Origin of the sequence: Staphylococcus sp. NWU MKU2 (genome assembly GCF_033283605.1) — a bacterium.
GTDB lineage: Bacteria > Bacillota > Bacilli > Staphylococcales > Staphylococcaceae > Staphylococcus > Staphylococcus haemolyticus.
In genome coordinates this window covers 1-26,337 of sequence record NZ_JAVSMH010000010.1, presented here as the reverse complement: position 1 = coordinate 26,337, position 26,337 = coordinate 1, and the positions used below count along the sequence as shown (strand labels likewise).

Here is a 26,337-nt window from a genome sequence, read left to right as displayed (position 1 = left end):
ATTGTTTTTTTACACTTATCAAAATAAAATCCACTTTAATTAGGTACAATTGTTTTAAATTTTTACAATTTAAAAATAATCTATTGAAATTTAGCTAATTTGCTTTACTATAAATATGACATATAAAATCACGAGGTGAACTAGAATGAAAGTCGGTATAGATGCCGGTGGTACGCTAATAAAAATCGTCCAAGAATCTCAACAAGGACGTTCGTATGAAACAAAACTTACTACAAACATTTCAGAAGTAATTGCATGGTTAAACGCAAACACTTTTGAATCAATCAGTCTTACTGGCGGAAATGCAGGTGTTATTGCTGAAAATTTAAATGTGGATGCAACTATATTTGTTGAATTCGATGCATCATCTAAAGGTTTGGGTATGCTTCTTAAAGAGCAAGGTCATCATATTGACGAATATATATTCGCTAATGTCGGTACAGGCACTTCGTTACACTATTTTGATGGCAAACAACAACGTCGTGTAGGCGGTGTAGGTACTGGTGGAGGTATGATTCAAGGACTGGGATACTTATTATCACAAATTACAGATTATGAAGCACTTACAAATCTAGCTCAATCTGGAGATAGAGATACGATTGATCTTAAAGTTAAGCATATTTACAAAGATACTGAACCACCTATTCCAGGTGAATTAACAGCTGCTAACTTTGGAAACGTCTTACATAATTTAGACGTAGATTTTTCACCTGCTAATAAATTAGCATCAGTGGTTGGAGTTGTTGGTGAAGTAATAACTACTATGGCCATAACCGTTGCTCGTGAAAATAAAACTGAGAATGTTGTATATATCGGGTCTTCTTTCAATAATAATCCACTTTTACGTGAAGTAATTGAAGATTATACGGTATTACGTGGTTTCAAACCATATTACATTGAGAATGGTGCTTTTTCAGGAGCACTTGGCGCAATTTATTTAAATTAATTACTTTTAATTTTTATAAAAAACCCTTAATCACCAAAAGATGTGATTAAGGGTTTAACAATTCATCTAAATCTCAACTGCATCGACATATTTAACATCGACGATTTATTAATGTATATATAAAGACAAGATTTCACTAAATGCTACGTGCTTAAAATTAAAAAGTTAATTCATTTGATAATTTTTGTGCAGAAATGACTGTTCCTACCACACCAGGTTTCAAATCAATTGCGACAGCTTGGTCATTATCACGCAACTTATCTAACCAATCGCTAAATACACTACCTTCGATTTCAATTAATTCACATTCTTCAAAATCTTCATCACGAACTTTGAGCGCTCTATTTTTCAAGCTCCAAACCGGCATGATTTGAGGTTTTTCTTCACTATGATCACTAATCAATATAAAGTGATTTTCGCCATGTTTTGATAAACCAAATACTTGGTCTTCTTTGGCAACATCCTTTACAAATTCTTTAATACGAATTTTATCCAACTCTGACATTAATTCATCAGTCATTTTAACGACTTTTACAATTTGACCAGTTTCTTGTGATGTTTGATTAATGATAACTTGATCATCCTCATCAAATAAGTCGTCCAATTCATATGTAACGAATGTATCAATATCAATTTTTAGCACACGGTCATAATCAATTGACGCATGTTTTAAATAGTCTTCCGCTTGTCCTTCTTGAGTCCAAACGCCAACATAATCTTGGTTATTACTATTTAGTCTGACCAGTTTTTTATTTTTGTTAGCAACATAAAACACTTCATTAATCAGTACATCTTTAAAGTACGCCTCATTCTTATAAGACAATGCATAACCCTCCATTTCTAATTTGCAACTATTAAAATACTAAATGACAATACTTATGTCGTCAAATTTCTATTCTAAAAAATAAGGGACCAAGACTGTATTCTTGATGAATGCCATGTCTTGATCCCAAATTGACGCATAGAGTTATAACTATATTAAATTAATATTTTTTGATTCATTTAAATGCTAAGAATTGAAATTCTGCTTTTTAAAATTATTGCTATATACCTATCAACGGATATTGATTAGGGTAATTTAATTTTTATCTAATTCAGCTAAAAAGGATTTTTCAATTTTCTCTATGGCTTCTTTTGAATCTCCAGTCCATATACAACCAAAACGAGAATTAACTGCATTCTTTCCAAACCAATCACCATCATAATAAGATAATGGATATAATACGCCCTTTTTAACATATTTTAAAATTGTATTAAAGAAATGTTCATTATCACCATTAGAGAAGTAACTATAAAATTTCTGATATGATGAATTTAATTCTTCTTGTAATAATAACATACTTGTAGAGCCATTTTGTCTAAAGTTTAAATCGATCGCAAAAACATCATCGTTTTTATCTAATAGTAAATCAAATCCAGCTACACCGAAGAAACCCAACTTTACACCATTTTCCATAATTTCTCTTCCTGCATCAATGACTTGTTGAGGAACATCATGAACATTTTCATTTCCAGCATAAAATCCATATTTATCAGTGATTTGATGTGCAGTGCCTAAATATGTCACACCTATTTCTTCAGAATAAGCATACTGAACACAATAATTCTTTACCGCTTCAATTTTTTGTTCAATTATTAAATTATCCGTAGCATCACTTGCTTCTAAAATACGTTGTGTTGCTTTAGCTAAGTCTTCTTCATCATAGCAAATCATTACACCATATCCACCAGCTGTTGGTAAGTCATCACCTGGTTTAATTACAAAAGGGAAATCCCATTCTTTTATGCGCGCTTTAAAATCATTTATCGATACAATTTCTCGCTCTGGTAAATATTTATGATTCGTCCATTCTGGTATTCGCGCTTTATTGTTCAAAGCTACAAAGGTCTCTTTATCTACAGCGTAGCATTTATCTGAAACAACATCTTCACTATGAATATATTGAAAATATATATCTTTACCTTCTTCTTTAACAATTCGATTTAATAGTGCTTCATATGTTTCACGGTTTTTAAATTGATACGTATTTGTGGGAACTTTTTTTCCAACAAGATTAAATAATTGATCTAATTTTTCAGTAATACTTGCTGCATGTACAATCATTGGCATTGAATCTGCAATAAGCATTTCCCGACCAGTTAAGAAATTAGATTGATGTTCCTCAGGTTTTAACCATGGATTTGAAACATAAGATGGTCTCGAGTTATACACTATATTTTCATTATATAAGTCACTTAAAGTTAATTTTAGACCCTTTTCATTTATCGTCATTTTGACTGCCCCTTTATATGAGAGTGCTGTTGAACAATTTCATCAAACATTCCCTTATTTTCAATTAGTTCTAATCCCATTAATGCTATGATTTTCGCACCATGAATTAACGCTTGATCACCATGTACACTTGCCGCAGCCTCTCTAAATCTATGTGTATGACCAACTAAGTTTCTAGATCCTATCTTCACATGAGGATGAATCGTAGGTATTATATGACTGACATTACCCGTATCTGTTGATCCAAAACCAAAATCATCATGACTTACATCTTCACCAACTTCGAGCGCGTACTTCTCAAATAATTCATCTAATTTAGGTGTCTTAATAAATTCGTTCACACCATTTTGTATAGGGCCAAATTCATAATCGCAACCTGTTTGAATTGCAGCACCCCTAGCAATTTGATTAACTTTTTCTGTTAAAATATCTAGTTCTTTTCGAGTGGTTGCACGTGTATAGAATCGAGCATGTGTAAAATCCGGTATAATATTTGCAGCTTTTCCTCCGTCTAAGATAACACCATGTACGCGTTGACTTTTTTTAATGTGCTGTCTTAATTGTGCTACACCGTTAAAATATGAAATCATTGCATCTAATGCGTTTAAAGCTTCGTCAGCATTTTCAGAAGCATGTGCACTTTTGCCATAAAATTTTATATCTAATACATCCACCGCTAGTGTATCAATGGTTGGATAAGTTGCATTACCTGGATGAATCATTAATGCTATATCGATATCATCGATAATACCAGCCTTAACATATGACGCTTTTGCACTTCCATTTTCACCACCTTCTTCTGCAGGACAACCGAGCACGACAACTTTGCCACCGATGCGGTCTATAACTTGTTTCAATGCTGAACCCGCAAGTACACTAGCAGTTCCAATAATATTATGACCACATGCATGACCTAGGCCTGGTAATGCATCATATTCAGCTAAATAACCAATAACTGGGCCTTCTTGTCCAGAATCATATGTAGCTATAAATCCAGTAGCGTGTCCAGCAATATCCATTTCTATATCGAAATCATTCTCTTTCAATTTATCTATAAGCGTTCTAGACGCGAAAATTTCTTCATTGCCTAATTCAGGGCGTTCATGTATTCTATGACTAATTTCAACATAATCATATTTATTATTCTCTATATAATCTAAAATTCCTTGTTTATTACTCATAAATCATAACTCCCTTATTATTGTAAAAATCTTTAAAAATATTTTGGATATTGTAACCATATCGTTTCTCAATTAATTATTACTTATTTTATCGGATTTAAAGATTGTTGTCATTAAATAACCTTATATTTACGAAATTTTCTCACAATTCACTTTGTTTAACTATAATTTTGAAAATTGTAAATACCCTTAACTATTGATACAATCAAATCGTTAACTTAATAATTAAGCTTATTTAATATAGGAGGATTTATCATGACTAAAATGAACGTTGAAAGTTTTAATCTTGATCACACTAAAGTTGTTGCACCTTTCGTCCGTTTAGCTGGTACAATGGAAGGCTTAAATGGTGATGTTATTAAAAAGTATGACATTCGCTTTAAACAACCTAACAAAGAGCACATGAAAATGCCTGGGTTACACTCACTAGAGCATTTAATGGCTGAAAACATTAGAAATCATACTGATAAAGTTGTAGATTTAAGTCCAATGGGTTGTCAAACTGGTTTTTATGTTTCATTTATTAATCATGACGACTATGAAGATGTGTTAAATATAATTGAAAAAACACTAAATGATGTTTTAGAAGCTACTGAGGTACCCGCTTGCAATGAAGTACAATGCGGTTGGGCAGCAAGTCATTCACTTGAAGGTGCAAAAGAAATTGCGCAAGCATTTTTAGATAAACGCAATCAATGGTCAGATATTTTTGGTGAAGGCAAATAAATTTCATATTTAAAATAAAAACCACCAATACTTAAGTATATTTAAGTATTGGTGGTTTTACTTTTCTCTTTTATAATTTTTTTACTAAAGCAATTAAAACAAATTGCATTGGTAGTCTTGAGTATAATGCCCATTTAGGTACTTGTTTATCACCTAAAGGTAATTCTTTTCGTGCCATATATATATTTGCCGGTAATACAGCTAGTAAGAAAAGATTTATACCTGTTTTTAACCAATTGGCAGGACGTTTTAATAACAACATAAATCCAAAGAAAATTTCAAATACACCTGTTACCAAAACAGCTGTTTTACGTAATGGTAAGTATTCTGGAACAATATTTCTAAATGAGCGTTCATTTGTAAAATGTAGAACGCCAGCTGTTCCAAAAGCTAAACCTAATAAATAACGCAATACTTTCATTAATGTTCAACTCCCATTTCATTCAAATAACTCTTACCAAATTCAGGTAATTCCACATTGAAATTATCTGCAATAGTCGCACCGATTGAACTAAACGTACTGTCTCCTGATAATTCATGGTATTTATCAATTTTAGGGCTAAACATAAGTACTGGGATATACTCTCTAGTATGATCAGTACCATCGGCAATAGGGTCATTTCCGTGATCAGCCGTGATAATAACTAAATCATCTTCTTGAAGATTGTCGATTAATTCAGGTAATCGCTCGTCGAAATCTTTAATAGCTTGTGCATAACCTTCTTTGTCTCTACGATGGCCGTATAATGCATCGAAATCAACTAAATTTAAAAAACTTATGCCATTAAAATCTTTTTTTACGACATTTATTAATTGATCCATACCATCCATATTATTTTTTGTTCTTATTGCTTCAGTTACACCTTCACCATCATAAATATCATTAATTTTTCCAATAGCAATAACATCATAGTTATTATCTTTTAATGTATTCATAACAGTTTTGCCAAATGGTTTTAGCGCGTAATCATGTCGATTAGAAGTACGTGTAAAGTTTCCAGGTTCACCTACATACGGACGTGCAATTACGCGACCAATTAAGTATTTAGGATCTTTAGTTAATTCTCGAACCTTTTCACAAATATCATATAATTCTTCAAGAGGGATAATATCTTCATGTGCAGCAATTTGAAGTACTGGGTCAGCGCTAGTATAGACGATTAAGTCCCCAGTTTTCATTTGATGCTCACCTAATTCATCAATAATGGCTGTCCCTGAAGCGGGCTTATTTGCTACAACTTTACGACCTGTCATTTCTTCAATCTCTTGTATTAACTCATCAGGAAATCCGTTTGGATATACTTTAAATGGTTGCATGATATTTAAACCCATGATTTCCCAATGTCCTGTCATGGTATCTTTACCCACGGAAGCTTCACTAAGTTTAGTATAGAAAGCACCTGGTTGTTCAACTTTATTGACCACAGGTAATTCTTCAATATTACCCAATCCTAATTTTTCCAAATTAGGTAGCGTTTGGTTAAATCCTTCTAATGTATGCTTTAATGTATGAGATCCTTCATCATTGAAAGCTGCAGCATCAGGTGCTTCACCGATACCTACTGAATCCATAACAATTAAATGTACTCTTTTGAATGGTGTAGTCATATTTAACACTCCTACTCTGTAATTATTTTATGAATTAATGTTGGTGTTGTTGCTTGTGCTTGAATTGCAATACTTTCATCAAGTTTCTTAATAACGTCGTCAACATTTTCACGATTACTGTGAATGGTTAATAAAGATTCTCCCTCTTTAACAACGTCTCCTACTTTCTTGTTTAATACAATCCCAACACTTAAATCTATTTCATCCTCTTTAGTTTGTCTCCCTGCACCTAACATCATTGAAGCAACACCAATTTCATTTGCAATAAGTTCTGAAACTACGCCACTTGATTGAGCTTTATACTCGATTTGATATGTTGCTGTTGGTAATAGTTCAGGCGCATCAACTACTGAGGCATCGCCACCTTGATTCTCTAAAAATGTTTTAAATTTTTCTAAAGCTGAACCATTTTCAATTGCTTCATTTAATAATTGACGTGCTTCCTCAAGTGTATTTGCTCTATTAGCTAGAACCACCATTTGAGAACCGAGTGTTAATACAAGTTCAGTTAAATCTTCTGGTCCTTTACCATTTAATGTATCAATAGCTTCTTTCAATTCTAAAGCATTACCAATTGCTCGACCAAGTGGTTGGCTCATGTCAGAAATAATAGCCATTGTATTTCTACCTACATTATTCCCTATACTAACCATAGCATGAGCTAACGCTTCAGCGTCCTCTAATGTTTTCATGAAAGCACCGTTACCAGTTTTAACATCTAAGACGATAGCATCAGCACCCGCAGCAATTTTTTTACTCATAATAGATGATGCAATTAAAGGAATTGAGTTAACTGTCCCTGTTACATCTCTCAATGCATAAAGTTTCTTATCAGCTGGAGTTAAATTACCTGACTGTCCAATAACAGCAACTTGATTTTCATTAACAAGTTTAATGAAATCCTCTTCAGAGATTTCAACGTGGAATCCTTTTATTGATTCTAATTTATCAATTGTTCCACCCGTATGTCCTAAGCCACGACCACTCATTTTGGCTACTGGGATACCCACTGCTGCCACTAGAGGCGCTAATACTAATGTAGTGGTATCACCAACGCCTCCTGTTGAATGCTTATCAACTTTAATACCATTAATTTTTGATAAGTCAATCACATCACCTGAATTAACCATTGCCATAGTTAATGCTGCACGCTCTTCGTCATTCATATCTTGGAAAAAGATAGCCATAGCTAAACTCGATGCCTGATAATCTGGAATATCCCCATTCGTGTAACCTTTGATAAAGAATTCAATTTCTTCTTTTGATAATGATTTACCATCGCGTTTTTTTTCAATAATATCTACCATTCTCATAATTCTGAACCCCTCTCAAAATAAGCTGTTGTATCTGTGTGCTGTTACGTTAATTGCATTATTAATAATCAGAATCTGACTCTAAGCCTTGAATAATTTGAACACCTGCACTCGCACCTATGCGCGTAGCACCTGCATCAATCATTTTGTTGAAATCTTCCAAACTGCGAACGCCACCTGATGCTTTAACCTCTAATTCGTCTCCCACCGTATCTTTCATTAATTTCACATCTTCAGGTGTAGCGCCTCCCCCAGCAAAACCAGTTGATGTTTTAACGAAATCAGCACCAGCTGCTTTCGCTAATTCACTTGCTTTAACTTTTTCTTCATCTGATAAAAGCACAGTTTCAATAATCACTTTTACTGTTTTTCCATTTGCTGCTCCAACTACGCCCTCAATATCTTTTTGAACATCTTCAAATCTTCCATCTTTAAGTGCGCCGATATTGATAACCATATCAATTTCAGATGCGCCATTTTTTATGGCATCTTCAGTTTCAAAGATTTTAGTAGCAGTTGTAGTAGCACCAAGTGGGAAACCTATAACGGTACAAACCAATACATCAGAATCATTTAATCGTTCTGCTGCATATTTTACATGTGTAGGATTTACACAAATAGATTTAAAGTTATACTCTTTGGCTTCATCAATAATTTGATCGATTTGTTGACGTGTAGATTCAGGTTTCAATAATGTGTGATCAATAAATTTAGCATAATTCATAGTAGTTTCCTCCAATATGTTGTTAAATTTAAATGATATTCCATCTAATTGGAATATTAACTATTTAAATTAATATAGTCCTCTCATTTCTATAGTACAAAAATTCGCAAAAAAGTTAAACAAATGTTATCTTAATCTTAACAATCATGATAAGGAGAAGATATTAATGACAAATGGCACACCTCATATTCAACCTAACGGAACAAAAATCGCAAAGACTGTTTTAATGCCTGGCGATCCATTACGTGCAAAATATATTGCTGATAACTTTTTAGAAAATGTTGAACAATTTAATGAAGTTAGAAATATGTTTGGTTACACAGGTACATATAAAGGAAAAGAAGTTTCTGTAATGGGATCAGGGATGGGAATACCAAGTATCGGTATTTATTCTTATGAGTTATATAATTTCTTTGATGTTGATACTATTATTCGCGTAGGTTCATGTGGCGCATTACAAGAGAATGTAAATTTATATGATGTCATTATTGCTCAAGCAGCATCTACAAATTCTAATTATGTTGATCAATTTAATATACCTGGTCACTTTGCTCCAATAGCTGACTATGAACTCATCACTAAAGCTAAAAATGTAGCAGATGAAATAGGAGCAGTAAGCCATGTAGGTAATGTTTTATCTTCAGATACATTCTACAATGCTGATAAAACATTCAATGATAACTGGCAAAAAATGGGTATATTGGGTATAGAAATGGAATCAGCCGGTTTATACTTGAATGCAATTAATGCTGGTAAAAAAGCGTTAGGTATTTTTACAGTTAGTGACCATATTCTAAGAGACGAAGCAACTACAGCTGAAGAAAGACAAAATTCATTTACTCAAATGATGGAAATAGCATTGGAAATCGCCGAGTAATATCAAATTCTAATAGATAATAAAAGGTGCTTGAGACGATAATGAAATCTCAAGCACCTTTTTATATGATTAATTAAACTAAATATGATTTGAACATCCAATTGTGTTTATCAACAGAATTTTTCATACCGATGAACATATCTTCTGAAACATCATCGCCAGCTTCTCCAGCTACTTCTATAGATTTAACTAATTGCTCTGAGATATGAGTTAAATCATTAGAGAAGGCTTCAACCATTTGTTCAGCTGAGTAATTTTTACCCGCTTCATCAACGATAGAAATTTCAAGACTTTCTTTCAATGTACCTACTGGATTTCCACCAATTGCTAAAATACGTTCAGCTAAGTCATCTACATATTGGCTAGCTTCATTGTATAACTCTTCGAATTTCTCATGTAATGAGAAGAAATTAGGTCCTTTAACATACCAATGGAAATTGTGTAATTTAGTATACGCTACAGTCCAGTTTGCAACTTGTTGATTTAATTCTTTTACTACATCTTGTTGACTCATTATATTCTCTCCTTGTACTTCTGAATTAGTTTCTCTTTATTACAATTATTATATTATAATTATTATAATCTGTAAATGGTTATGCTTAACATTTTTTGCATTGATTTTTATAACTACCTTTTCCTATTAACTATTAAAACTTATATATCAGTATTTGAAAAGTGATTTGCATCAGCAACTAAAATAATATATATTTACAAACAAACCTCTAATTATCAATTATGATAATATTTTATCAATTAGATGCGTTTATCATCTATGAAAAAGGATTTTTCATATTCATTTGGTTTATGCCAATGCGTCTTCCACATCCTATTTCGATTATTTGCAAATAAATTATACGCTAAATCTCTTATTTGACGTGGAATAACTTTAATTAACAATCCTAACCACTTGTAATTCGTTGTAGTCATGATAAGACTAGCAATCGCATTGGATTTAAACTCTAAATGTTGACCACGTTGTAAAATCACGCTGTTTTTATTTAATGCTTCTGGATGTTGTTCAAATAAGTGTTGCCCTGATTTCCCTTTTAAAGTTGCGAATTCATAACTCTTAGGAAGTCCATTCTGTATTAACCAAATGCAATAGTTATAACAATAAACACAATTACCATCGTAATAAATAATAGGCATTTCTTTCACCTTCCTCTAAGTCTTATTATTAATATTCCATTCTATGCCATACATTAAACACTAAAAATGTCCATAGCATAGCATGCCTTTAACTATGAATGATTTAAATTTGATACATAATGTTAAAGCAATAATAATAAAATTAAAAACCTGAGACATAGTAAAACGTCTCAGGTTTAGTTATCTTAAGTTATTCATGATTTACTTTTACAATTCTTGTATATTTAAGAAATTGATTTGAATATTTGCGTTTTATATCTTCTAGACGGTCGTAAGTTACACCAATAATATGCCAGTTCGGATTAAAATGATAGAATGAATCTTTTTCTCTTGACCATTTTACCATTTGTCCCTCTTTATTATATCTAGGTAATGTTACTTCATATCCTTCTAACACATTGATGTAAGTTTGGAAAATGTCAGGATCAATTCTATTAAAATTATCGATGACTAAATAACTTTTATCATTTTTAGGCATTAATTGAGTGATAAAACCTTCGCGATAGTATAGGGCACCAGTTTCATTTGGTAAATATTTACCATATAACATGTCCTCTGTAAAATTCGGATGTCCACTAGTTATTACAGGATTTGCATTTGTCTTTTGTAATAAATTATTTGCCGCTTTCAATCCTTCTTCTCGTTGTTCTACAACCAACAATATAAAAGGTTTTAATGACTCATCATGACTAGCTGAATCAATTTCAGTTTTTTTAATTGTTTCAAAAGGTGTTTTCACGCCATCATTATTACTCATTTCAATAATAGCATCGTATTGAGTTTGACTCATGCTTGCGATGGCCTGTTTCGCATTTTCTTGTAAAAAATAAAGATTTTTTAATTTAGGATGTTTATTTAATGCACCTAATGTCACTGGAGTAATATGCTTATCATAATATATTTCAATGGCGGTACTATTTGTTCTCCCAGGAATAGGTGGTTTCTCATGAATATGTCGAGAAACTTCTCCAATACCTACCACTGACTGATCTTCATATTTATTATAGAAGATAAGATTATCTCCTATTTCTAACTGATTGTAAAAATGATATCCATTACGTTTAATGCCGTTATACGTATGAGTATAAATAGTATAATATTCTCCTGATTCAAATGACTCAGTTTCAGAAAGGAAGAAATAACGTGGAAGTTTCTCTTCACCTTTACCTAGTGAAACAATTAATTCATACTCTTCTTTAGTTAATTGATTGATTAAAGTTTCACGCATATTATTCATACGAAAATCAAGCGTTTCACTACGTTTTAAATAATCAGTTGTAAGTGGTTTTAATAGTTCATTAAATTTAAATTCAACTCTAATTTTATTTTGAGCACCTGTTTGAACACTAATAATTTCTCCAATACCAAGTAATCCGGTATCTGTTTGGACTTGATAAAATATAACTTGATCCCCTGTCTTAGCCTTTTTGAAGGCTCTAAAACCTTGAGTAGGGTTGAATTGAGCTCCAGATTCAAATAATGTTGTTTGACCTACTAACGGTTCATTGTGATTCCATCTAGTATAGCCACAGTTAAGCCAAAAGTAATTTACTTCTTCTTCCATTGTGGGTCTCCTTTAAATTAATTCTCGAAAGTTATTATGTATTTTAATTGATTTCATTGTATTTTAATTAAAAGCTATGTTTATTAAGTTATGCTATAAATCTTAACATATCGTCGTTATTTATGTTTAATTTTTTTTAGTATTTTATCTCAATTTAATAAGTTGCTAAAAAGGGGAACATTCAGAATCCATTATAAATAATTCTAAATATTCCCCTATACATTAATTTAATGAGGTGCTAGTAAACTACCTAATAATGGCATTAGATTGATCATGATGCCACCAAGTTTTAGTAATCCACTTAAATCTTTATCTTTAAAGGTAATAATTGCACTTATAATACCTAATATAGCAACAACTCTAGGAATAACAAGTGAAGGATATTGTGGCATATTGAAAAAGACACCTGCCCCAGCTATCACACCACATACTAAAGAGATATATAAAAACTGTTTCAATATTCACACTCCTCTTTAATACAATGAATCATTTATAACACGAACTATAAAAATCAAATATAACTAATGATTAGTGTAAAGTCTCCTTCAAAGACACTATCTAAGTCTTCTGAAGTCAGCACAAAATTGGAACCTTTTTGAATCTTGAAGATTTCTCCATCAATAATAATTTGTCCATCACCATTTAAAACTGAAACAAGACAAAATTCTCTAGGTTTCATATAATTTAATGTCCCACTAACTTCCCATTTAACCATTGTAAAGAAATCATTAGACACAATATGACTACATTTATGATTTTCAATAATTTCATTTTCAGGAACGATACTAGGTAGTTCTTGAGAATATTGAATAACATCTAATGCTTTATCAACATCTAACGAAGAACTATTTTCACGTTGTCTATTATAATCATATAATCTATATGTAATATCTGAAGATTGCATTGTTTCATATACAGTTATACCTGAACCGATTGAATGTATAGTACCAGCAGGAATAAAATAAAATTCCCCAGGTTGTACTTTAACTCTTTTTAAAGATTCCAAGAAATTATCTTGGTTAATCTGATTTTCGAGTTCTTCTTTAAAGTTAACCGTAGTACCAATTAAAACTTCAGCATCTTCTTCTGCATCAATAATATACCAACATTCTGATTTGCCATATTGCCCATTTTCAAATTCATAAGCATAAGAATCATCTGGGTGAACATGAATCGATAGCGGCTCGTTCGCATCAACTATTTTGCACAATAACGGAAAATCTTTGCTTGGAAAATCACCGAACAATTCTCTATGTTGCGTCCAAACTTGGTCTAATGTTTGTCCAGCATAAGGCCCGTTAAGGATCATACTCTTTCCATTTGGGTGTGCAGAAATCCCCCAACATTCTCCTGTGGATTCACTAGGTATATCATAATTGAATTGAGTTAATTTATTACCGCCCCAAATTTTTTCGAAAAAAATAGGCTCTAAAAATAATGGCATAGTTGCACCCCCTAAAACCATTTAAAGCTATATTCTCTATTTCTAAAGTAAATGATAATATCTGATTTATATGTATAAAACTTAAACGTTAATTATGTAAAAGTGAAATTATATTCAAAATAATTATTTAACATCACATGTGTTACCATTCGTATCTTTATTATATCAACTTTATCTCTATTTTAATAGAAATTATTTAAATGATAAAACACATAAAGAAGCGGGACAGAATTCAATTAGAATTCATTATCCCACTACAACTGAAATATTTACTATTAGTTAAAGTTTAATGAAAGCATTTTTTAAGTCAATGATTATCTTTAAACAACTCATTTATTCAAATGAAGACAATGCTTCGCTTATTGATTGATTACCTGTAATAACTTGGAATTCTTTATTTATGAATTTATTCTCAGATAAAGCAACCTCTTTTAACACAGATGCCACATCTTCTCTAGGTATAGAACCTCTTCCATCAAAGTATAAATCAGTCTCTATTTTAGAAGTTCCTTCTTTATCTTCTAACGCACCTGGATGAACAATCGTATAATTTAATCCAGAATTTTTCAAGTGTTCATCAGCATAGTGCTTAGCAATAGTATATGGTTTTAAATCACCGCTTGGATCAAATGCTTCACGACGAGCATCATACGTTGACACCATAATATAATGTTTAACATTTGCTTGTTTACTAGCTTCAATTGTCTTAATCGCACCATCTAAATCTACAATAATAGTTTTGTCAGCACCTGTACTGCCTCCGGAACCCACAGTAAATAAAACTTTATCATAACCGTTAAATGTTTTAGTTAAGTCTTCAATACTATCTTTTTCTACATCAACTAAAGTTGCTTTAATATTATCTTGCTTTAATGTTTCGATTTGTTCGTTTTTACGTACACCAGCTGTAAAATCTACCTGATCTTCTTTTAGTTGCTTTACTAATTTAGAACCTACTCCACCGTTAGCACCTATAACTAATAAACTCATTCAAATCGTCCTCCTTAATATTTCTACTTCCATCAATTTACCACTTAAATAAAAATTAAAACGTAAGTCATTTTTGACATAGTCAATCATGTATATTAAATTAATACATGAACATATATTCATATATAAGGGGTGATTTATTTGAATGTACCTTTAAACAATTGGAACGAAGATGCTACCTTAATACAGACTACTGAAATTTTTAAAGCACTAAGTGATACAAATAGATTAAGAATACTATTATTGTTAGAGCAAGAAGAATCTAGCGTTGGTCATATTACACATACGCTAAACTTGAGCCAGTCTAATGTTTCTCATCAACTTAAAATCCTTAAACAAGCTAGACTTGTTAAGTCCTTAAGACAAGGTCAATCAAAAATCTATTCAATTGATGATCAACATGTTTCAACCCTATTGAAACAAGCCATTCATCATACGAAACATCTAAGAGGTGAAGTTTCAAATGACTAATCATTCTCATACACATTCACACAACCATTCACATGTACACACTAATAATAAAAAAATTTTAGCCATTTCCTTTATTATTATTGGGCTTTTCATGGTGATAGAAATTGTAGGTGGCTTTATTGCTAATAGTTTAGCATTATTATCTGATGGACTACATATGTTCAGCGACACATTTTCTCTAGGTGTTGCCCTTATTGCATTTATTTATGCTGAAAAGAATGCCACATCTAGTAAAACATTTGGTTATAAACGTTTTGAAGTTTTAGCTGCATTGTTTAATGGCGTCACTTTATTTGTTATTAGTATAGTTATTATCTTTGAAGCAATTAAAAGATTTTTTTCACCACCTGAAGTTCAATCAATAGAAATGTTTATTATTAGTTTAGTAGGCTTAATAGTTAATATCGTAGTAGCACTTATTATGTTTAAAGGCGGAGATACCGATCACAATTTAAATATGCGTGGTGCGTTTATTCACGTACTAGGAGATTTATTAGGATCTGTTGGTGCAATTATTGCCTCAATACTCATATGGACATTTAATTTTACAATTGCAGATCCTATTGCGAGTATAGTGGTTTCACTGCTAATTTTGAAAAGTGCATACGGAATTACGAAATCAGCTATTAATATTTTAATGGAAGGCACGCCCTCTGACATAGATTTAGAACAAGTCATCTATACAATAATGGGGCATGAGGAAATACAAAATGTACATGATTATCATGTTTGGACTATTTCTAATGATATGAATGCTTTAAGTTGTCATGCAGTAGTAGATAAATCACTTACGATAGAGGCTTGTGAACAATTACTTAAACAAATAGAACATGAATTAGCACATCTTAATATACAACATATGACGATTCAATTAGAAACACCAAAACATCAACATGACGAATCAATTTTATGTTCTGGAGTTATACATCAACACTCACATTAGTATAACTTATTAAAAATTAATCAGGGGTTAGACGTTGAATTCGAGTTGAATTCTGTCTAACCCCTGTTTTTTACAACTTATAAAAAATGTTCAAAAATGAGTTGCTTCGCTGGCACTTGTTTTTCATCAAACCCTTGTAAATATTCTTCATTATCATAAGGTAGCTTAATTCTTTCGATTGAAAACTCATTATCATTAATCGTTACAATACCGTAGACGGCATTGGCTCCATTGTTTAAACCTACTGCGCCAGGATTAAAATAAATTGTTTTATTATCATCATATAAATGCATTTGATGATTATGGCCAAATGCAATTAAATCAGCATCTTTATCTTTAAATAATTCAATAATATTGTCTTTACTATTTTCAGTAATTGGACTAAACGGCTGTCCTTCAATGCCAGTCTCCAATTTTTGATTCTCAATTTCATAATGAATGAATAGTAATTTTTTTCCACAAATAGTTTTTTCGATATATCTAGGTAATAAATTAAGTTGGTCATAGTAATCTTCATCCATATGACTTTCTATCCATTGATGATGCTCATAAAATTTATCCTTCAAATCTTCAGGATAAGGCGTGTTATTTACTAATGACATAACCGCTTCATCATGATTACCAGCTATAATTTCCATATCATTACGATCAAATATTGTATCGAGTACTTTATTTGTTTCATGACCAATTCCGATATTGTCCCCGAGATTGTAAATTTTATCGATGTCTTCTCTATTATCAATATCATCTAAGACAGTTTGTAATGCATCGAAATTACCATGCACATCTGTAATAATCGCGAATTTCATGATGATATCTCCTTTCAAAATTTAATCATTAGCATATTTTAACACTTAATCTTCAAATATGTTAGATATTATTTTAAAAAAAGTATAAATTTTGATATTGTATTTATATTAAAGTAAAGGAGTGCTTATATTTGTTCAAATATCATAGTTTGGCATTAAAAAATGCTAAACCGCAAATTCTTAAGACGATTTTGTTTAGTATCGTTAGTTTCATCGTAGTATTTGCGGTTTTTGCTGTTGCTAGAACTTTCTTTATGCAATATTTCATGCAAATGCAGCTAGCAGCGCAATTACAACAATCATCGGGTCCATATTTAATTATTATGATCCTGGCTTTATTATTGGGATTATTATTCTTTATATTTGCAGGTTATCAATTACTAGCAGGTGCAATTAATGTTATTGCAAAAGCAATTTCAAGAGAAGATGTTCATTTCAATGACTTATTTGTTGCATTCAAAAAAGGTAAATATGGCAAGAGTTTAATTTTATCATTAATCTCAATTGGCTTATTTATAGTGATGTACTTAATTATAATGGCATTAAATTATTTATTTAATTTAGCATTAACACCTTTATTTACATCATTACAGTCAGCTGTAAGTTCATCTGATAATGCAATTGCCATTTTACTAACAATTCAAATCATTATTTTAATTATTATTGGATTAATTACATCAATCGTATCATGGTTCTTTTTCATTTTAATGATTAATTATACTGTTTCATTAGTAAGAGAATCTAACTATAGTGCCATGTCTCACTTTAAAGATGGCTTTAGAGGTATTAGAAATGGCCATAAAACTTGGTTTAAATTCTTTATAGCTGTTCTTTTAATAAATTTAATTATTATTATCATTACTCAACCACTTGGTACAATTCTTTCTGTAACAACTGGAAACATGTCTCAAAAAGTTGCTACAGTCATTCTGTATGTAGCACAAGTAATTATTGTTGTATTACGATTAATCCTTTATTTTGTTCTTATAATGGGTGCAGTTCAGTACTTCTTAAAACGTGGTGAAAAATTAAATAAAACTACTAACGAGAAGAAGAAAAAGCACAAAAATAAAGATAAAAGCGTAACTCATAAAAATGACACATTGAGTAATCAACAAAAAAATGACTATACTCATCAATCTTCTAAAAACAATGTTGAAGAACATTCAAATAATGTTACAAACAATATTAAACAAAAAGCTGAGAACGCCAAAGATGAAGCAAGTCATAATTTCAATAAAGATAAATAACACAAATAAGGTGGAACCCAATTAAATAAGGGTTCCACCTTTTATGTTCAACAATTTTATTTTAGGAAATTGCTTTCTAAGAATAATGCAGCACCATCTTCTTCATTAGTGAATTGTGTCACTTCATTAGTAATTTCCTGTATTTCTTGTCGTGCATTTTTCATTGCGACGCTATAACCACCAAATGCAAACATAGCTCTATCATTATCACTATCCCCTATTACAAGCGTGTCTTCTTGTTTAATATTAAAGTGTTCTATCATTTCTTTAATACCCGTTCCTTTATCGGTATGATATGCCATAGTTTCAGCGTTAAATCTTGATGAATTAGAAACACTAATGTTTAAAAGCACTTGATTTTGAATAAGTTCATCTCTAAAAGTTGTTATTTTTTCTAAGTTTGGCGTAAATAAATAAATTTTAGCATAGTCATCTTCAGGTATGTCCTCTTTCCAATCAATCTTACCAGACATTGCATCTAATCTTGATTTCCATTCACTTTCGCTTACATGATTTGGAGGCGTATCACCTTTAATCATCTCTTGCATCCATGCTTTATCTTCATTTAGCGCAATTCTTGATCCATTAAATGGGAAAACTTCATAATATATTTCTTGCTGTTGTGCTAAAGATACGATTCGTTTAACACTTTCACTTGATAAACTATGCATGAAAAGATTATCACCGTTTACTTCTCCACTCGTACCATTAGAACTGATGATTCCATCAACTTCAAATTGAGGAGGTACAAGTTGATTAATCTCTGTATATGAGCGACCAGTTGCTAAAAATACCTTATATCCCTTTTCTCGTAATTCATCAATAACTGATTTTGTTTTAATTGAAGCTTTATTATCCTCATGTAAAATTGTTCCATCCATATCTAGAAAAATCGCTTTGATATTATTCAATGTCATGTAGCCTTCTCCTTTACGTGTCTTTCTTAAAATTGTGGCATTATTTGATGAAATGTGCAACGAGATTACCCTATCATGTGTAAAGAAAATCGATTTTTATAATTCACAACTTCTACATTTCTATTGAAAAGAGATGACATCGTCTTATTAGTTAAAACATCATCAATATTTCCTTGTGCAAAATTCACGCCTTTACTTAAAATAAAAATTTTATCAAATATTGGTATGATTTCCTCAATGAAGTGTGTCACATAAATGATAGTAATTTCAGGTCGCTCATGTGATAAAGTTTCTAATACTTCCAATAGTGTTTCACGCGCTAAAAAATCTAAGCCTGAAGCTGGCTCATCTAAAATTAATAATTCTGGATTACTAATAAGCGCACGTGCAATCATAACCCTTTGTTTTTGTCCAGTTGATAAATAACCGAGGTACTCATTCTCAAATTCTGCCATGCCGACGAATTTTAATAATTTCTGCGCCTCTATCAATTGTTGTTGATTGAATGTTTTGTATAGGCCAATAGATTTAAAATAACCACTTAATACCACATCTATCACATGCTCTCCATCATGAAATTGATTAGTGAGCTTGTTTGAAATGAAACCTATATGTTGTCTCACATTATCTGCTGAATATCCAACCATTCCAGGTGTCATACCAAAAAGGACTATGTTGCCACTTGTAATTGAATCATAAGCGTTTAGAATATTTAATAAAGTTGTTTTTCCAGCACCATTTAAACCATATAATATCCATTTATCCCCTTTTTTAATATTCCAATCAATACCGTCTAATATATGCTTTCCTCTTCTATATCGACGTACATTATTCATTGAAATTAGCATAGTATCACCTCACAATACGATAATTGTAAGATAATTCAGATAATTTTTCAAAATAACAGACTGCTTATTTTATAAGTTAGTATTACAAATAAAAAAAGGAGCAAAATCAAATTCTTAATGAATTTAACATCTTGCTCCTACTAAGGTAACTATATTAGAGAAAAGCATGCTATTAACACTTTCACATTTAAGTTAGCCACTTCAATTTCAATGTTGTCTAACCTTATTAAATTTTACCGCGGCTCAAAATTCAAACGAACTATTCAACTGTAACTGATTTAGCTAAATTACGAGGTTTATCTACGTCTAATCCTCTGTGTAGTGCTGCATAGTAAGCAATTAATTGTAATGTAACTACAGATACAAGCGGAGTTAATAACTCATGTACATGTGGAATTACATAAGTATCTCCCTCTTTTTCTAAACCTTCCATAGAGATAATACATGGTTTTGCTCCACGTGCTACTACCTCTTTGACATTACCACGAATAGATAAGTTAACCTTTTCTTGTGTAGATAATGCGATTACAGGTGTGCCGTCTTCAATTAATGCAATTGTACCATGTTTAAGTTCTCCACCAGCGAATCCTTCAGCTTGAATATATGAAATTTCTTTTAATTTTAATGAGCCTTCAAGACTTACATTATAGTCCATTGTACGTCCGATGAAGAATGCATTACGCGTTGTTTCTAAGAAATCCTTAGCAATTTGTTCCATTACTGGAGTATCATCTACAATTGTTTCAATTGCAGTTGTTACTTTAGCTAATTCTCTCAATAAATCAATATCATTATCTCGACCATGTGCTTTAGCTACAACTTGAGATAAGATTGATAAAACAGCAATTTGAGCTGTATATGCTTTTGTTGAAGCAACTGCAATTTCAGGACCAGCATGTAATAACAATGTATGATCTGCTTCACGTGATAATGTTGAACCAGCCACATTTGTAACTGTTAATGATTTGTAACCTAATTTGTTAGTTTCAACTAACACTGCACGGCTATCAGCAGTTTCACCTGATTGAGAAATATAAATGAATAATGGTTTTTCAGATAATAGTGGCATGTTATAAACAAATTCAGAAGCTACATGTACTTCAGTAGGTACACCAGCCCATTTTTCTAAGTATTCTTTACCAACTAGACCTGCATGATAACTTGTTCCTGCTGCGATGATATATATACGATCTGCAGCTGCAACATCTTTAACAATTTCAGGATCAATTTTTAAGTCGCCATTTTCATCTTCATACTCTTGAATAATACGACGCATAACTGCTGGTTGTTCATTAATTTCTTTTAGCATGTAGTGATCATAGATACCTTTTTCAGCATCTGAAGCATCGATTTGAGCAGTATAAGTGTCTCGATCTTGTACATTGCCATCAAGGTCTTTAATAGTTACACTGTCTTTTTTAACAATAACAATTTCATGGTCATGAATTTCTTTGTATTCATTCGTTACTTTAATCATAGCTAATGCGTCTGATGCAATGACATTAAAACCTTCTCCAACACCAACTAATAAAGGTGATTTGTTTTTAGCTACATAGATTGTATCGCTATCTTGATTATCAAGTAAGCCCAATGCATATGAACCGTGTAATAAAGAAACTACTTTAGAGAAAGCTTCTTCAGTTTCTAAACCTTTATTCGAGAAGTGTTCAACTAATTGAACAATAACTTCTGTATCTGTCTCAGATTGGAATGTTACATCTGATAAATATTCACTTTTTAATTCTTCATAATTTTCAATCACACCATTATGAACTAATGTAAAACGTTCATTATTAGATTGATGAGGATGTGAATTCACTGTACTTGGTACACCGTGTGTAGCCCAACGTGTGTGACCGATACCAACGTGACCATCAGTGTCATTGTTGTCAGCAACTTTTCTTAATTCTGCAATACGACCTTTTTCTTTGAAAACAGTTGTCCCATTATCGTTTGCAACTGCAATACCAGCTGAGTCATATCCTCTATATTCTAATTTTTCTAATCCTGATAATAACAATTCTTTTGCATTATCATATCCAATATATCCTACAATTCCGCACATAAATTTTTCCTCCGTTAAATATAGCTTGAAAATTTTATCTGTTATATAAAATTTAAAAAGGTAAAATGTTTTTAAACATTAGTAATTTTATTAACAATTCTATTTATTATTAATGTTTTATCTTTATTGTATTTACCCATTAAAGCCATATTATATTTCTAAGATTTTATAAATTTTAGGCATTCTTATTATTTTTGTGCATTTAGTTACCTAAATGTTTTAAATAATAAGCTAACGAATGAGCCTCATCCGGAATAGCATCCGCCGATATTTTCGATGACTATTCTCCTCGTCTGCAAAGAAATAAATTGCCCTACAAAAGCTCTCATATTTAACTTTTGATTATAGGTACATTCATATTTTGCCCTGGCGCTTTATAATTAATTTTGAACTATCCTCCTTCCAATATTATTTATTTTACACTTTTCAGATAAATGAATGCAAACAATTTCCGACCTTTTTAGTAAAAATTTAAAATAAATATCTTTTGTAATCTTCTAAAATACATAATAATTGTTTCTAATTATTAAATTATTACCGAACAATATCGCAACCAATTAAATGAAAGCGCTTTAATGAGAACCATTAATTAAACATTAAAAAAACCTCCAAAGTTACACATTAAATGTAAACTTTGAAGGAAAACAAAAATTGTTTTATTAAATTGGTTACTCTAAGCCCATTTTAGATTGAACTTCATCAGCAATTCGCTGTGCAATACGTTGCGCATCTTCATCAGTTGAAGCCTCGACCATTACACGAACTAATGGTTCTGTACCTGAAGGTCTAACTAAAATTCTACCTTCACCATTCATTTCAGTCTCTACTTCACCCATCACTTTTTTAACATCTACATTTTCTTCTACATGATGCTTATCTGTAACTTTAACATTGATTAGAGATTGCGGATATTTTTTCATTTGAGCAGCTAACTCACTTAAAGGTTTACCACTCATTTTAATAACAGCAGCTAATTGAACACCAGTTAATAAGCCATCTCCTGTAGTATTGTAATCCATCATAACAATATGTCCAGATTGCTCACCACCAAGGTTGTAGTTACCTTTTCTCATTTCTTCTACTACGTATCTATCTCCAACTTTTGTTTTATTAGATTTGATACCTTCGTTTTCTAAAGCTTTATAGAAGCCTAAATTACTCATAACAGTAGAAACAATCATATCGTTGTTTAATTCTTGGTTTTTATGCATTTCTTGACCAATAACAAACATGATTTGGTCACCATCAATAATATTACCTTTTTCATCAACAGCAATTAATCGGTCACCATCGCCATCAAATGCTAAACCAAAGTCGCTTTCAGTTTCAAGAACCTTTTCAGCTAATAATTCAGGATGCGTTGATCCACAATTATCATTAATATTATAACCATCTGGGCTGCAGCCAATTGTTTCAGTATCAGCTTCTAAATCTCCAAATAAGAAAGGTGCTAGTGCTGATGTAGAACCATTTGCACCATCAAGTGTGATTTTTAATCCTTCTAAATTAACATCAATAGTTGATTTTAAGTAGCTTAAATATTTCTGAGCACCTTCGAAGTAATCAGAAAAATGTACAATATCTGTTCCTACTGGTCTTGGTAAATCAGGATTTTCTTGATCCAATAATGTTTCAATCTCTTCCTCTTGAGCATCAGATAATTTAAAACCATCTGCACCGAAGAACTTAATTCCATTATCAGCCACTGGATTGTGCGAAGCTGAAATCATTACACCTAGTTCAGCTCCCATTTCTCTTGTAAGATAAGCTACTCCAGGTGTAGATATAACACCTAATCTCATAATTTCAGCCCCAATTGAAGCTAATCCTGCAATCAATGCAGATTCAAGCATTTCACCTGACACACGTGTATCTCTACCAACTAAAACTTTTGGTCTGTTAGCACCTTCATTATGTGCTAATACATAACCACCATAACGACCCAACTTAAATGCTAATTCAGGTGTTAACTCTTTATTGGCTATTCCTCTTACTCCATCAGTACCAAAATATTTTCCCATCATTAATACTCCTTTTTAATTTGTTATTTTAAGCTAATATGTGCTGTTATTTCATCTGGATCAGATTTCTTTACTTTATCTGGTAAATTTAATTGAACATTCTGATCTGTAGATTCAGTTATATTATTAAGATCAACATTTGCCTCTATCTCATTGATATCTTGCAAATCATCTCTATTACCATAAATCTCTATCTCATTCTCATCAAGTCTTATATCATCCAAGCTAGCACCATCAGGTAAACTGCCTTTTTTATTAATTTTAACTTTAACCTTCTTGCTATATTCTTGGAGTTTAACATTTAATTTGACTTCATTAGGCTGTATATTAACAACTAATTTATTTAATGATTTATCAAAAGCAGTAACATCTGCTACATCAGAAGTATCTTGACTTAATTTGTTAGCTTCTTTATAAGTAGCTTTTAAATATGCGATTTTCTTAAGTTGTTCTCGTCCTCCAGTTACTTTGACAGAATTAGGCTCAACAGAACTGTCTTTCACTTTATAGTTTGGGTCTATATCATCTTTCCCTATATCTGCTTGAACATGCATCGTTTTAGTTTCTTTATTTTCCAAAGTAACATAAGCTTGCTTAGGTTTAACATTGTAATTAATATCATTACTTAAGCCTTTAACGATATAGTCTTCTTTGTATTTTCCGGCTTTAGCGTTGGATAAATCCACTGCAACTTTGATATCATCGGTGTTTTCGATTTTTAATAATTTAGATTGTGGACCTGAAACAGTTACATTAACAGTCTCAGGAGCTTTAGTTACATGTAAATCTTTGGAATTATAGATTATCTCAACAGGTACATCTTCAATTGTTTTAGATGAATTTTGTGATAAATTATCATTACTAAAAATATTTCCAAATACATTATTAACTGATAAATAGAAAAAGATTGCCAATAGTAAAGCAATAAATCTGAGACCCCATTTACTCTCTAGCATCTTATTTCACACCTTTCTTTTGAAAGCGTGTGCCAAACCAATGTTCGGCTAATAATTCTTCAAATACCTCAGTTGAGATATCTCTACGTAATTTACCATCAAAAGTTACAGATATTGAACCTGTTTCCTCTGAAACAACAATTGTAAATGCATCTGAAACTTCAGAGATACCCACTGCAGCTCTATGTCTAGTTCCTAGACTTTTAGAAATTTTAGCACTATCTGATAAGGGCAAGTAACTAGCTGCACTAGCAATCTTAGAATTTTGAACAATCATTGCACCATCATGTAGTGGCGTATTTGGTATAAATACATTAATTAATAATTCTTGAGATATTTCAGAATTCATCGCTATACCCGTTTCAATATAATCTTGTAATCCCGTTTCCTTTTCAAAAACAATCAAAGCACCAATACGTCTTTTAGCCATATATTGAACAGCTTTCGATACTGCTTCAATTAACTTTTCTTCATCATGACTGTATGTATTAGTATAACGTTTAAATAAGCTTCCACGACCTAACTGCTCCAATGCTCTTCTTATTTCAGGTTGGAAAATAACAATAAGCGCAAGAACACCCCATTGAATTACAATATCAAAAAGTTTAGATGTAGCAGTTAAATTTAGAATTTTACTCACTTGTTGACCAATTACAATAAAAAGAATACCTTTAAGTAATTGAATTGCTTTGGTTCCTTTAAATACAGTTATGAGAAGATAAAGGACATACCATACTATAAGTAAATCCAGCACACTCGTTACAATTTTTAATGTACTAAGATTATCAAAAAAGTTGGAAAAATCCATAGCATCTCCTCCGAATATATTTTCCATAGTCATAATTATACCAATGATAATTACAACTGTCATATGAACAAATAAATTGTATTAAAAAAAGTAGATTATTCAAATAATCAGCAATTGATTAATGATTTATTCCCAATATAATCAATCTTCAAATAGATAAACTATATAATACTTTTATTTAATTTTATAAAAAAAGCACTCCTGATTAGGAGTGCTAATAAGTGAGCCATAGAGGATTCGAACCTCTGACCCTCTGATTAAAAGTCAGATGCTCTACCAACTGAGCTAATGGCTCTAATGGCTGGGCTAGCTGGATTCGAACCAGCGCGTGACGGAGTCAAAGTCCGTTGCCTTACCGCTTGGCTATAGCCCATTAGAATGGTGGAGGGGGGCAGATTCGAACTGCCGAACCCGAAGGAGCGGATTTACAGTCCGCCGCGTTTAGCCACTTCGCT

At 31.6% G+C, this 26,337-nt stretch carries 26 protein-coding genes and 2 tRNA genes; 6 read left to right on the top strand and 22 right to left on the bottom strand.

Translation table 11 applies throughout. The features are described 5' to 3' along the window. Positions 1 to 145: 145 nt before the first annotated feature. A complete protein-coding gene (gene coaW, locus SBL15_RS11575) occupies positions 146 to 946 on the top strand; it encodes a type II pantothenate kinase (protein WP_011275216.1) in 801 nt (266 codons plus the stop codon). A gap of 157 nt (positions 947 to 1,103) precedes the next feature. On the opposite strand, the gene SBL15_RS11570 is transcribed toward coaW, so the two are convergent. From SBL15_RS11570 to SBL15_RS11560, 3 genes are all read right to left on the bottom strand, one after another. Beyond that, on the bottom strand, positions 1,104 to 1,769 hold the full coding sequence (locus tag SBL15_RS11570; RefSeq protein WP_037538845.1) for a DUF2750 domain-containing protein: 666 nt from the start codon (positions 1,767 to 1,769) through the stop codon (positions 1,104 to 1,106). A gap of 255 nt (positions 1,770 to 2,024) precedes the next feature. Continuing rightward, on the bottom strand, positions 2,025 to 3,218 hold the full coding sequence (gene ldmS / locus SBL15_RS11565; protein WP_107611847.1) for an L-aspartate--L-methionine ligase LdmS: 1,194 nt from the start codon (positions 3,216 to 3,218) through the stop codon (positions 2,025 to 2,027). After that, positions 3,215 to 4,399, bottom strand: a complete 1,185-nt coding sequence (locus SBL15_RS11560; protein ID WP_317956047.1) for a M20 family metallopeptidase — start codon at positions 4,397 to 4,399, stop codon at positions 3,215 to 3,217. The genes ldmS and SBL15_RS11560 overlap by 4 nt, the downstream gene beginning before the upstream one ends. A gap of 255 nt (positions 4,400 to 4,654) precedes the next feature. Here SBL15_RS11560 and SBL15_RS11555 point away from each other — a divergent pair, with 255 nt between their 5' ends. After that, positions 4,655 to 5,125 (top strand): S-ribosylhomocysteine lyase, encoded by a 471-nt coding sequence (locus SBL15_RS11555; RefSeq protein WP_107611845.1) that lies wholly within the window; start codon positions 4,655 to 4,657, stop codon positions 5,123 to 5,125. A 70-nt stretch (positions 5,126 to 5,195) separates the two neighbouring features. Here the strand turns inward: SBL15_RS11555 and SBL15_RS11550 are convergent, their stop codons facing one another. The 4 genes from SBL15_RS11550 to deoC all read right to left on the bottom strand — a co-directional run bounded on the left by SBL15_RS11550 (position 5,196) and on the right by deoC (position 8,770). Then, positions 5,196 to 5,546, bottom strand: a complete 351-nt coding sequence (locus SBL15_RS11550) for a hypothetical protein (RefSeq protein WP_107611844.1) — start codon at positions 5,544 to 5,546, stop codon at positions 5,196 to 5,198. Continuing rightward, positions 5,546 to 6,733, bottom strand: a complete 1,188-nt coding sequence (gene deoB, locus SBL15_RS11545; protein WP_011275210.1) for a phosphopentomutase — start codon at positions 6,731 to 6,733, stop codon at positions 5,546 to 5,548. The genes SBL15_RS11550 and deoB overlap by 1 nt, the downstream gene beginning before the upstream one ends. Before the next feature lie 11 nt (positions 6,734 to 6,744). Continuing rightward, the gene (locus tag SBL15_RS11540; RefSeq protein WP_317956044.1) at positions 6,745 to 8,046 is read right to left on the bottom strand and encodes a pyrimidine-nucleoside phosphorylase; all 1,302 of its coding nucleotides are present in this window, start codon (positions 8,044 to 8,046) and stop codon (positions 6,745 to 6,747) included. A gap of 61 nt (positions 8,047 to 8,107) precedes the next feature. Further along, positions 8,108 to 8,770: a deoxyribose-phosphate aldolase gene (gene deoC / locus SBL15_RS11535; protein WP_107613684.1), complete on the bottom strand. Its 663-nt coding sequence runs from the start codon at positions 8,768 to 8,770 to the stop codon at positions 8,108 to 8,110. Between the two features lie 166 nt (positions 8,771 to 8,936). Between deoC and deoD the strand changes: the two genes are divergently transcribed. Continuing rightward, a complete protein-coding gene (deoD, locus tag SBL15_RS11530) occupies positions 8,937 to 9,647 on the top strand; it encodes a purine-nucleoside phosphorylase (RefSeq protein WP_033079614.1) in 711 nt (236 codons plus the stop codon). Between the two features lie 73 nt (positions 9,648 to 9,720). On the opposite strand, the gene SBL15_RS11525 is transcribed toward deoD, so the two are convergent. The 6 genes from SBL15_RS11525 to SBL15_RS11500 all read right to left on the bottom strand — a co-directional run bounded on the left by SBL15_RS11525 (position 9,721) and on the right by SBL15_RS11500 (position 14,794). Next, on the bottom strand, positions 9,721 to 10,164 hold the full coding sequence (locus SBL15_RS11525) for a Dps family protein (RefSeq protein WP_029376676.1): 444 nt from the start codon (positions 10,162 to 10,164) through the stop codon (positions 9,721 to 9,723). A gap of 236 nt (positions 10,165 to 10,400) precedes the next feature. Further along, on the bottom strand, positions 10,401 to 10,796 hold the full coding sequence (locus tag SBL15_RS11520; RefSeq protein WP_107634606.1) for a thiol-disulfide oxidoreductase DCC family protein: 396 nt from the start codon (positions 10,794 to 10,796) through the stop codon (positions 10,401 to 10,403). Positions 10,797 to 10,986: 190 nt separating this feature from the next. Then, positions 10,987 to 12,360: an EVE domain-containing protein gene (locus SBL15_RS11515; protein WP_107611839.1), complete on the bottom strand. Its 1,374-nt coding sequence runs from the start codon at positions 12,358 to 12,360 to the stop codon at positions 10,987 to 10,989. Between the two features lie 227 nt (positions 12,361 to 12,587). Further along, positions 12,588 to 12,818 (bottom strand): hypothetical protein, encoded by a 231-nt coding sequence (locus SBL15_RS11510; protein WP_107611838.1) that lies wholly within the window; start codon positions 12,816 to 12,818, stop codon positions 12,588 to 12,590. A gap of 53 nt (positions 12,819 to 12,871) precedes the next feature. Next, complete coding sequence (locus SBL15_RS11505) at positions 12,872 to 13,804, bottom strand: type I phosphomannose isomerase catalytic subunit (RefSeq protein ID WP_107611837.1); 933 nt, start codon at positions 13,802 to 13,804, stop codon at positions 12,872 to 12,874. A gap of 333 nt (positions 13,805 to 14,137) precedes the next feature. Next, entirely contained in the window at positions 14,138 to 14,794 is a 657-nt protein-coding gene (locus SBL15_RS11500) for an NAD(P)-binding oxidoreductase (RefSeq protein ID WP_107612579.1), read from the bottom strand. 141 nt (positions 14,795 to 14,935) lie between these two features. Between SBL15_RS11500 and SBL15_RS11495 the strand changes: the two genes are divergently transcribed. Next, positions 14,936 to 15,265 carry an ArsR/SmtB family transcription factor gene (locus SBL15_RS11495; protein ID WP_053041906.1) on the top strand — a complete coding sequence of 110 codons (330 nt, stop codon included), beginning with the start codon at positions 14,936 to 14,938 and terminating at the stop codon, positions 15,263 to 15,265. Beyond that, complete coding sequence (czrB, locus tag SBL15_RS11490; RefSeq protein ID WP_317956040.1) at positions 15,258 to 16,208, top strand: CDF family zinc efflux transporter CzrB; 951 nt, start codon at positions 15,258 to 15,260, stop codon at positions 16,206 to 16,208. The genes SBL15_RS11495 and czrB overlap by 8 nt, the downstream gene beginning before the upstream one ends. 77 nt (positions 16,209 to 16,285) lie before the next feature. On the opposite strand, the gene SBL15_RS11485 is transcribed toward czrB, so the two are convergent. Continuing rightward, positions 16,286 to 17,017 carry a metallophosphoesterase family protein gene (locus tag SBL15_RS11485; protein WP_107612583.1) on the bottom strand — a complete coding sequence of 244 codons (732 nt, stop codon included), beginning with the start codon at positions 17,015 to 17,017 and terminating at the stop codon, positions 16,286 to 16,288. Positions 17,018 to 17,148: 131 nt separating this feature from the next. On the opposite strand from SBL15_RS11485, the gene SBL15_RS11480 reads away from it, so the two are divergent. Further along, positions 17,149 to 18,267, top strand: coding sequence for a lytic transglycosylase (locus tag SBL15_RS11480; RefSeq protein ID WP_107612585.1), 1,119 nt, complete (start codon positions 17,149 to 17,151; stop codon positions 18,265 to 18,267). Positions 18,268 to 18,323: 56 nt separating this feature from the next. On the opposite strand, the gene SBL15_RS11475 is transcribed toward SBL15_RS11480, so the two are convergent. The 8 genes from SBL15_RS11475 to SBL15_RS11440 form a co-directional block, all read right to left on the bottom strand. Continuing rightward, on the bottom strand, positions 18,324 to 19,178 hold the full coding sequence (locus SBL15_RS11475) for an HAD family hydrolase (protein ID WP_233641638.1): 855 nt from the start codon (positions 19,176 to 19,178) through the stop codon (positions 18,324 to 18,326). 71 nt (positions 19,179 to 19,249) lie between these two features. Continuing rightward, on the bottom strand, positions 19,250 to 20,032 hold the full coding sequence (locus SBL15_RS11470; RefSeq protein WP_317956037.1) for an ABC transporter ATP-binding protein: 783 nt from the start codon (positions 20,030 to 20,032) through the stop codon (positions 19,250 to 19,252). 259 nt (positions 20,033 to 20,291) lie between these two features. Then, complete coding sequence (gene glmS / locus SBL15_RS11465; protein WP_037538885.1) at positions 20,292 to 22,097, bottom strand: glutamine--fructose-6-phosphate transaminase (isomerizing); 1,806 nt, start codon at positions 22,095 to 22,097, stop codon at positions 20,292 to 20,294. A 668-nt stretch (positions 22,098 to 22,765) separates the two neighbouring features. Next, positions 22,766 to 24,118: a phosphoglucosamine mutase gene (glmM, locus tag SBL15_RS11460; RefSeq protein WP_107612591.1), complete on the bottom strand. Its 1,353-nt coding sequence runs from the start codon at positions 24,116 to 24,118 to the stop codon at positions 22,766 to 22,768. A gap of 23 nt (positions 24,119 to 24,141) precedes the next feature. After that, the gene (locus SBL15_RS11455) at positions 24,142 to 25,074 is read right to left on the bottom strand and encodes a YbbR-like domain-containing protein (protein ID WP_107612593.1); all 933 of its coding nucleotides are present in this window, start codon (positions 25,072 to 25,074) and stop codon (positions 24,142 to 24,144) included. 1 nt (position 25,075) lies between these two features. Beyond that, positions 25,076 to 25,882: a diadenylate cyclase CdaA gene (gene cdaA / locus SBL15_RS11450; RefSeq protein WP_011275189.1), complete on the bottom strand. Its 807-nt coding sequence runs from the start codon at positions 25,880 to 25,882 to the stop codon at positions 25,076 to 25,078. A 222-nt stretch (positions 25,883 to 26,104) separates the two neighbouring features. Then, positions 26,105 to 26,177, bottom strand: a tRNA-Lys gene (locus SBL15_RS11445). A 3-nt stretch (positions 26,178 to 26,180) separates the two neighbouring features. Then, positions 26,181 to 26,255: transfer RNA gene (locus SBL15_RS11440), tRNA-Gln, on the bottom strand. Between the last annotated feature and the right edge of the window lie 82 nt (positions 26,256 to 26,337).

What these genes read in the sequence shown, in the direction of transcription:
- SBL15_RS11500 (WP_107612579.1), bottom strand. Translation starts at nt 14,794, where the DNA reads ATGAGTTTATTAGTTATAGGTGCTAACGGTGGAGTAGGTTCTAAATTA.
- SBL15_RS11550 (WP_107611844.1), bottom strand. Translation starts at nt 5,546, where the DNA reads ATGAAAGTATTGCGTTATTTATTAGGTTTAGCTTTTGGAACAGCTGGC.
- coaW (WP_011275216.1), top strand. Translation starts at nt 146, where the DNA reads ATGAAAGTCGGTATAGATGCCGGTGGTACGCTAATAAAAATCGTCCAA.
- glmM (WP_107612591.1), bottom strand. Translation starts at nt 24,118, where the DNA reads ATGGGAAAATATTTTGGTACTGATGGAGTAAGAGGAATAGCCAATAAA.
- SBL15_RS11470 (WP_317956037.1), bottom strand. Translation starts at nt 20,032, where the DNA reads ATGCTAATTTCAATGAATAATGTACGTCGATATAGAAGAGGAAAGCAT.
- ldmS (WP_107611847.1), bottom strand. Translation starts at nt 3,218, where the DNA reads ATGACGATAAATGAAAAGGGTCTAAAATTAACTTTAAGTGACTTATAT.
- SBL15_RS11455 (WP_107612593.1), bottom strand. Translation starts at nt 25,074, where the DNA reads ATGCTAGAGAGTAAATGGGGTCTCAGATTTATTGCTTTACTATTGGCA.
- SBL15_RS11520 (WP_107634606.1), bottom strand. Translation starts at nt 10,796, where the DNA reads ATGCCTATTATTTATTACGATGGTAATTGTGTTTATTGTTATAACTAT.
- SBL15_RS11540 (WP_317956044.1), bottom strand. Translation starts at nt 8,046, where the DNA reads ATGAGAATGGTAGATATTATTGAAAAAAAACGCGATGGTAAATCATTA.
- SBL15_RS11555 (WP_107611845.1), top strand. Translation starts at nt 4,655, where the DNA reads ATGACTAAAATGAACGTTGAAAGTTTTAATCTTGATCACACTAAAGTT.
- SBL15_RS11515 (WP_107611839.1), bottom strand. Translation starts at nt 12,360, where the DNA reads ATGGAAGAAGAAGTAAATTACTTTTGGCTTAACTGTGGCTATACTAGA.
- czrB (WP_317956040.1), top strand. Translation starts at nt 15,258, where the DNA reads ATGACTAATCATTCTCATACACATTCACACAACCATTCACATGTACAC.
- SBL15_RS11560 (WP_317956047.1), bottom strand. Translation starts at nt 4,399, where the DNA reads ATGAGTAATAAACAAGGAATTTTAGATTATATAGAGAATAATAAATAT.
- deoD (WP_033079614.1), top strand. Translation starts at nt 8,937, where the DNA reads ATGACAAATGGCACACCTCATATTCAACCTAACGGAACAAAAATCGCA.
- SBL15_RS11485 (WP_107612583.1), bottom strand. Translation starts at nt 17,017, where the DNA reads ATGAAATTCGCGATTATTACAGATGTGCATGGTAATTTCGATGCATTA.
- SBL15_RS11505 (WP_107611837.1), bottom strand. Translation starts at nt 13,804, where the DNA reads ATGCCATTATTTTTAGAGCCTATTTTTTTCGAAAAAATTTGGGGCGGT.
- deoB (WP_011275210.1), bottom strand. Translation starts at nt 6,733, where the DNA reads ATGACTACACCATTCAAAAGAGTACATTTAATTGTTATGGATTCAGTA.
- deoC (WP_107613684.1), bottom strand. Translation starts at nt 8,770, where the DNA reads ATGAATTATGCTAAATTTATTGATCACACATTATTGAAACCTGAATCT.
- cdaA (WP_011275189.1), bottom strand. Translation starts at nt 25,882, where the DNA reads ATGGATTTTTCCAACTTTTTTGATAATCTTAGTACATTAAAAATTGTA.
- glmS (WP_037538885.1), bottom strand. Translation starts at nt 22,097, where the DNA reads ATGTGCGGAATTGTAGGATATATTGGATATGATAATGCAAAAGAATTG.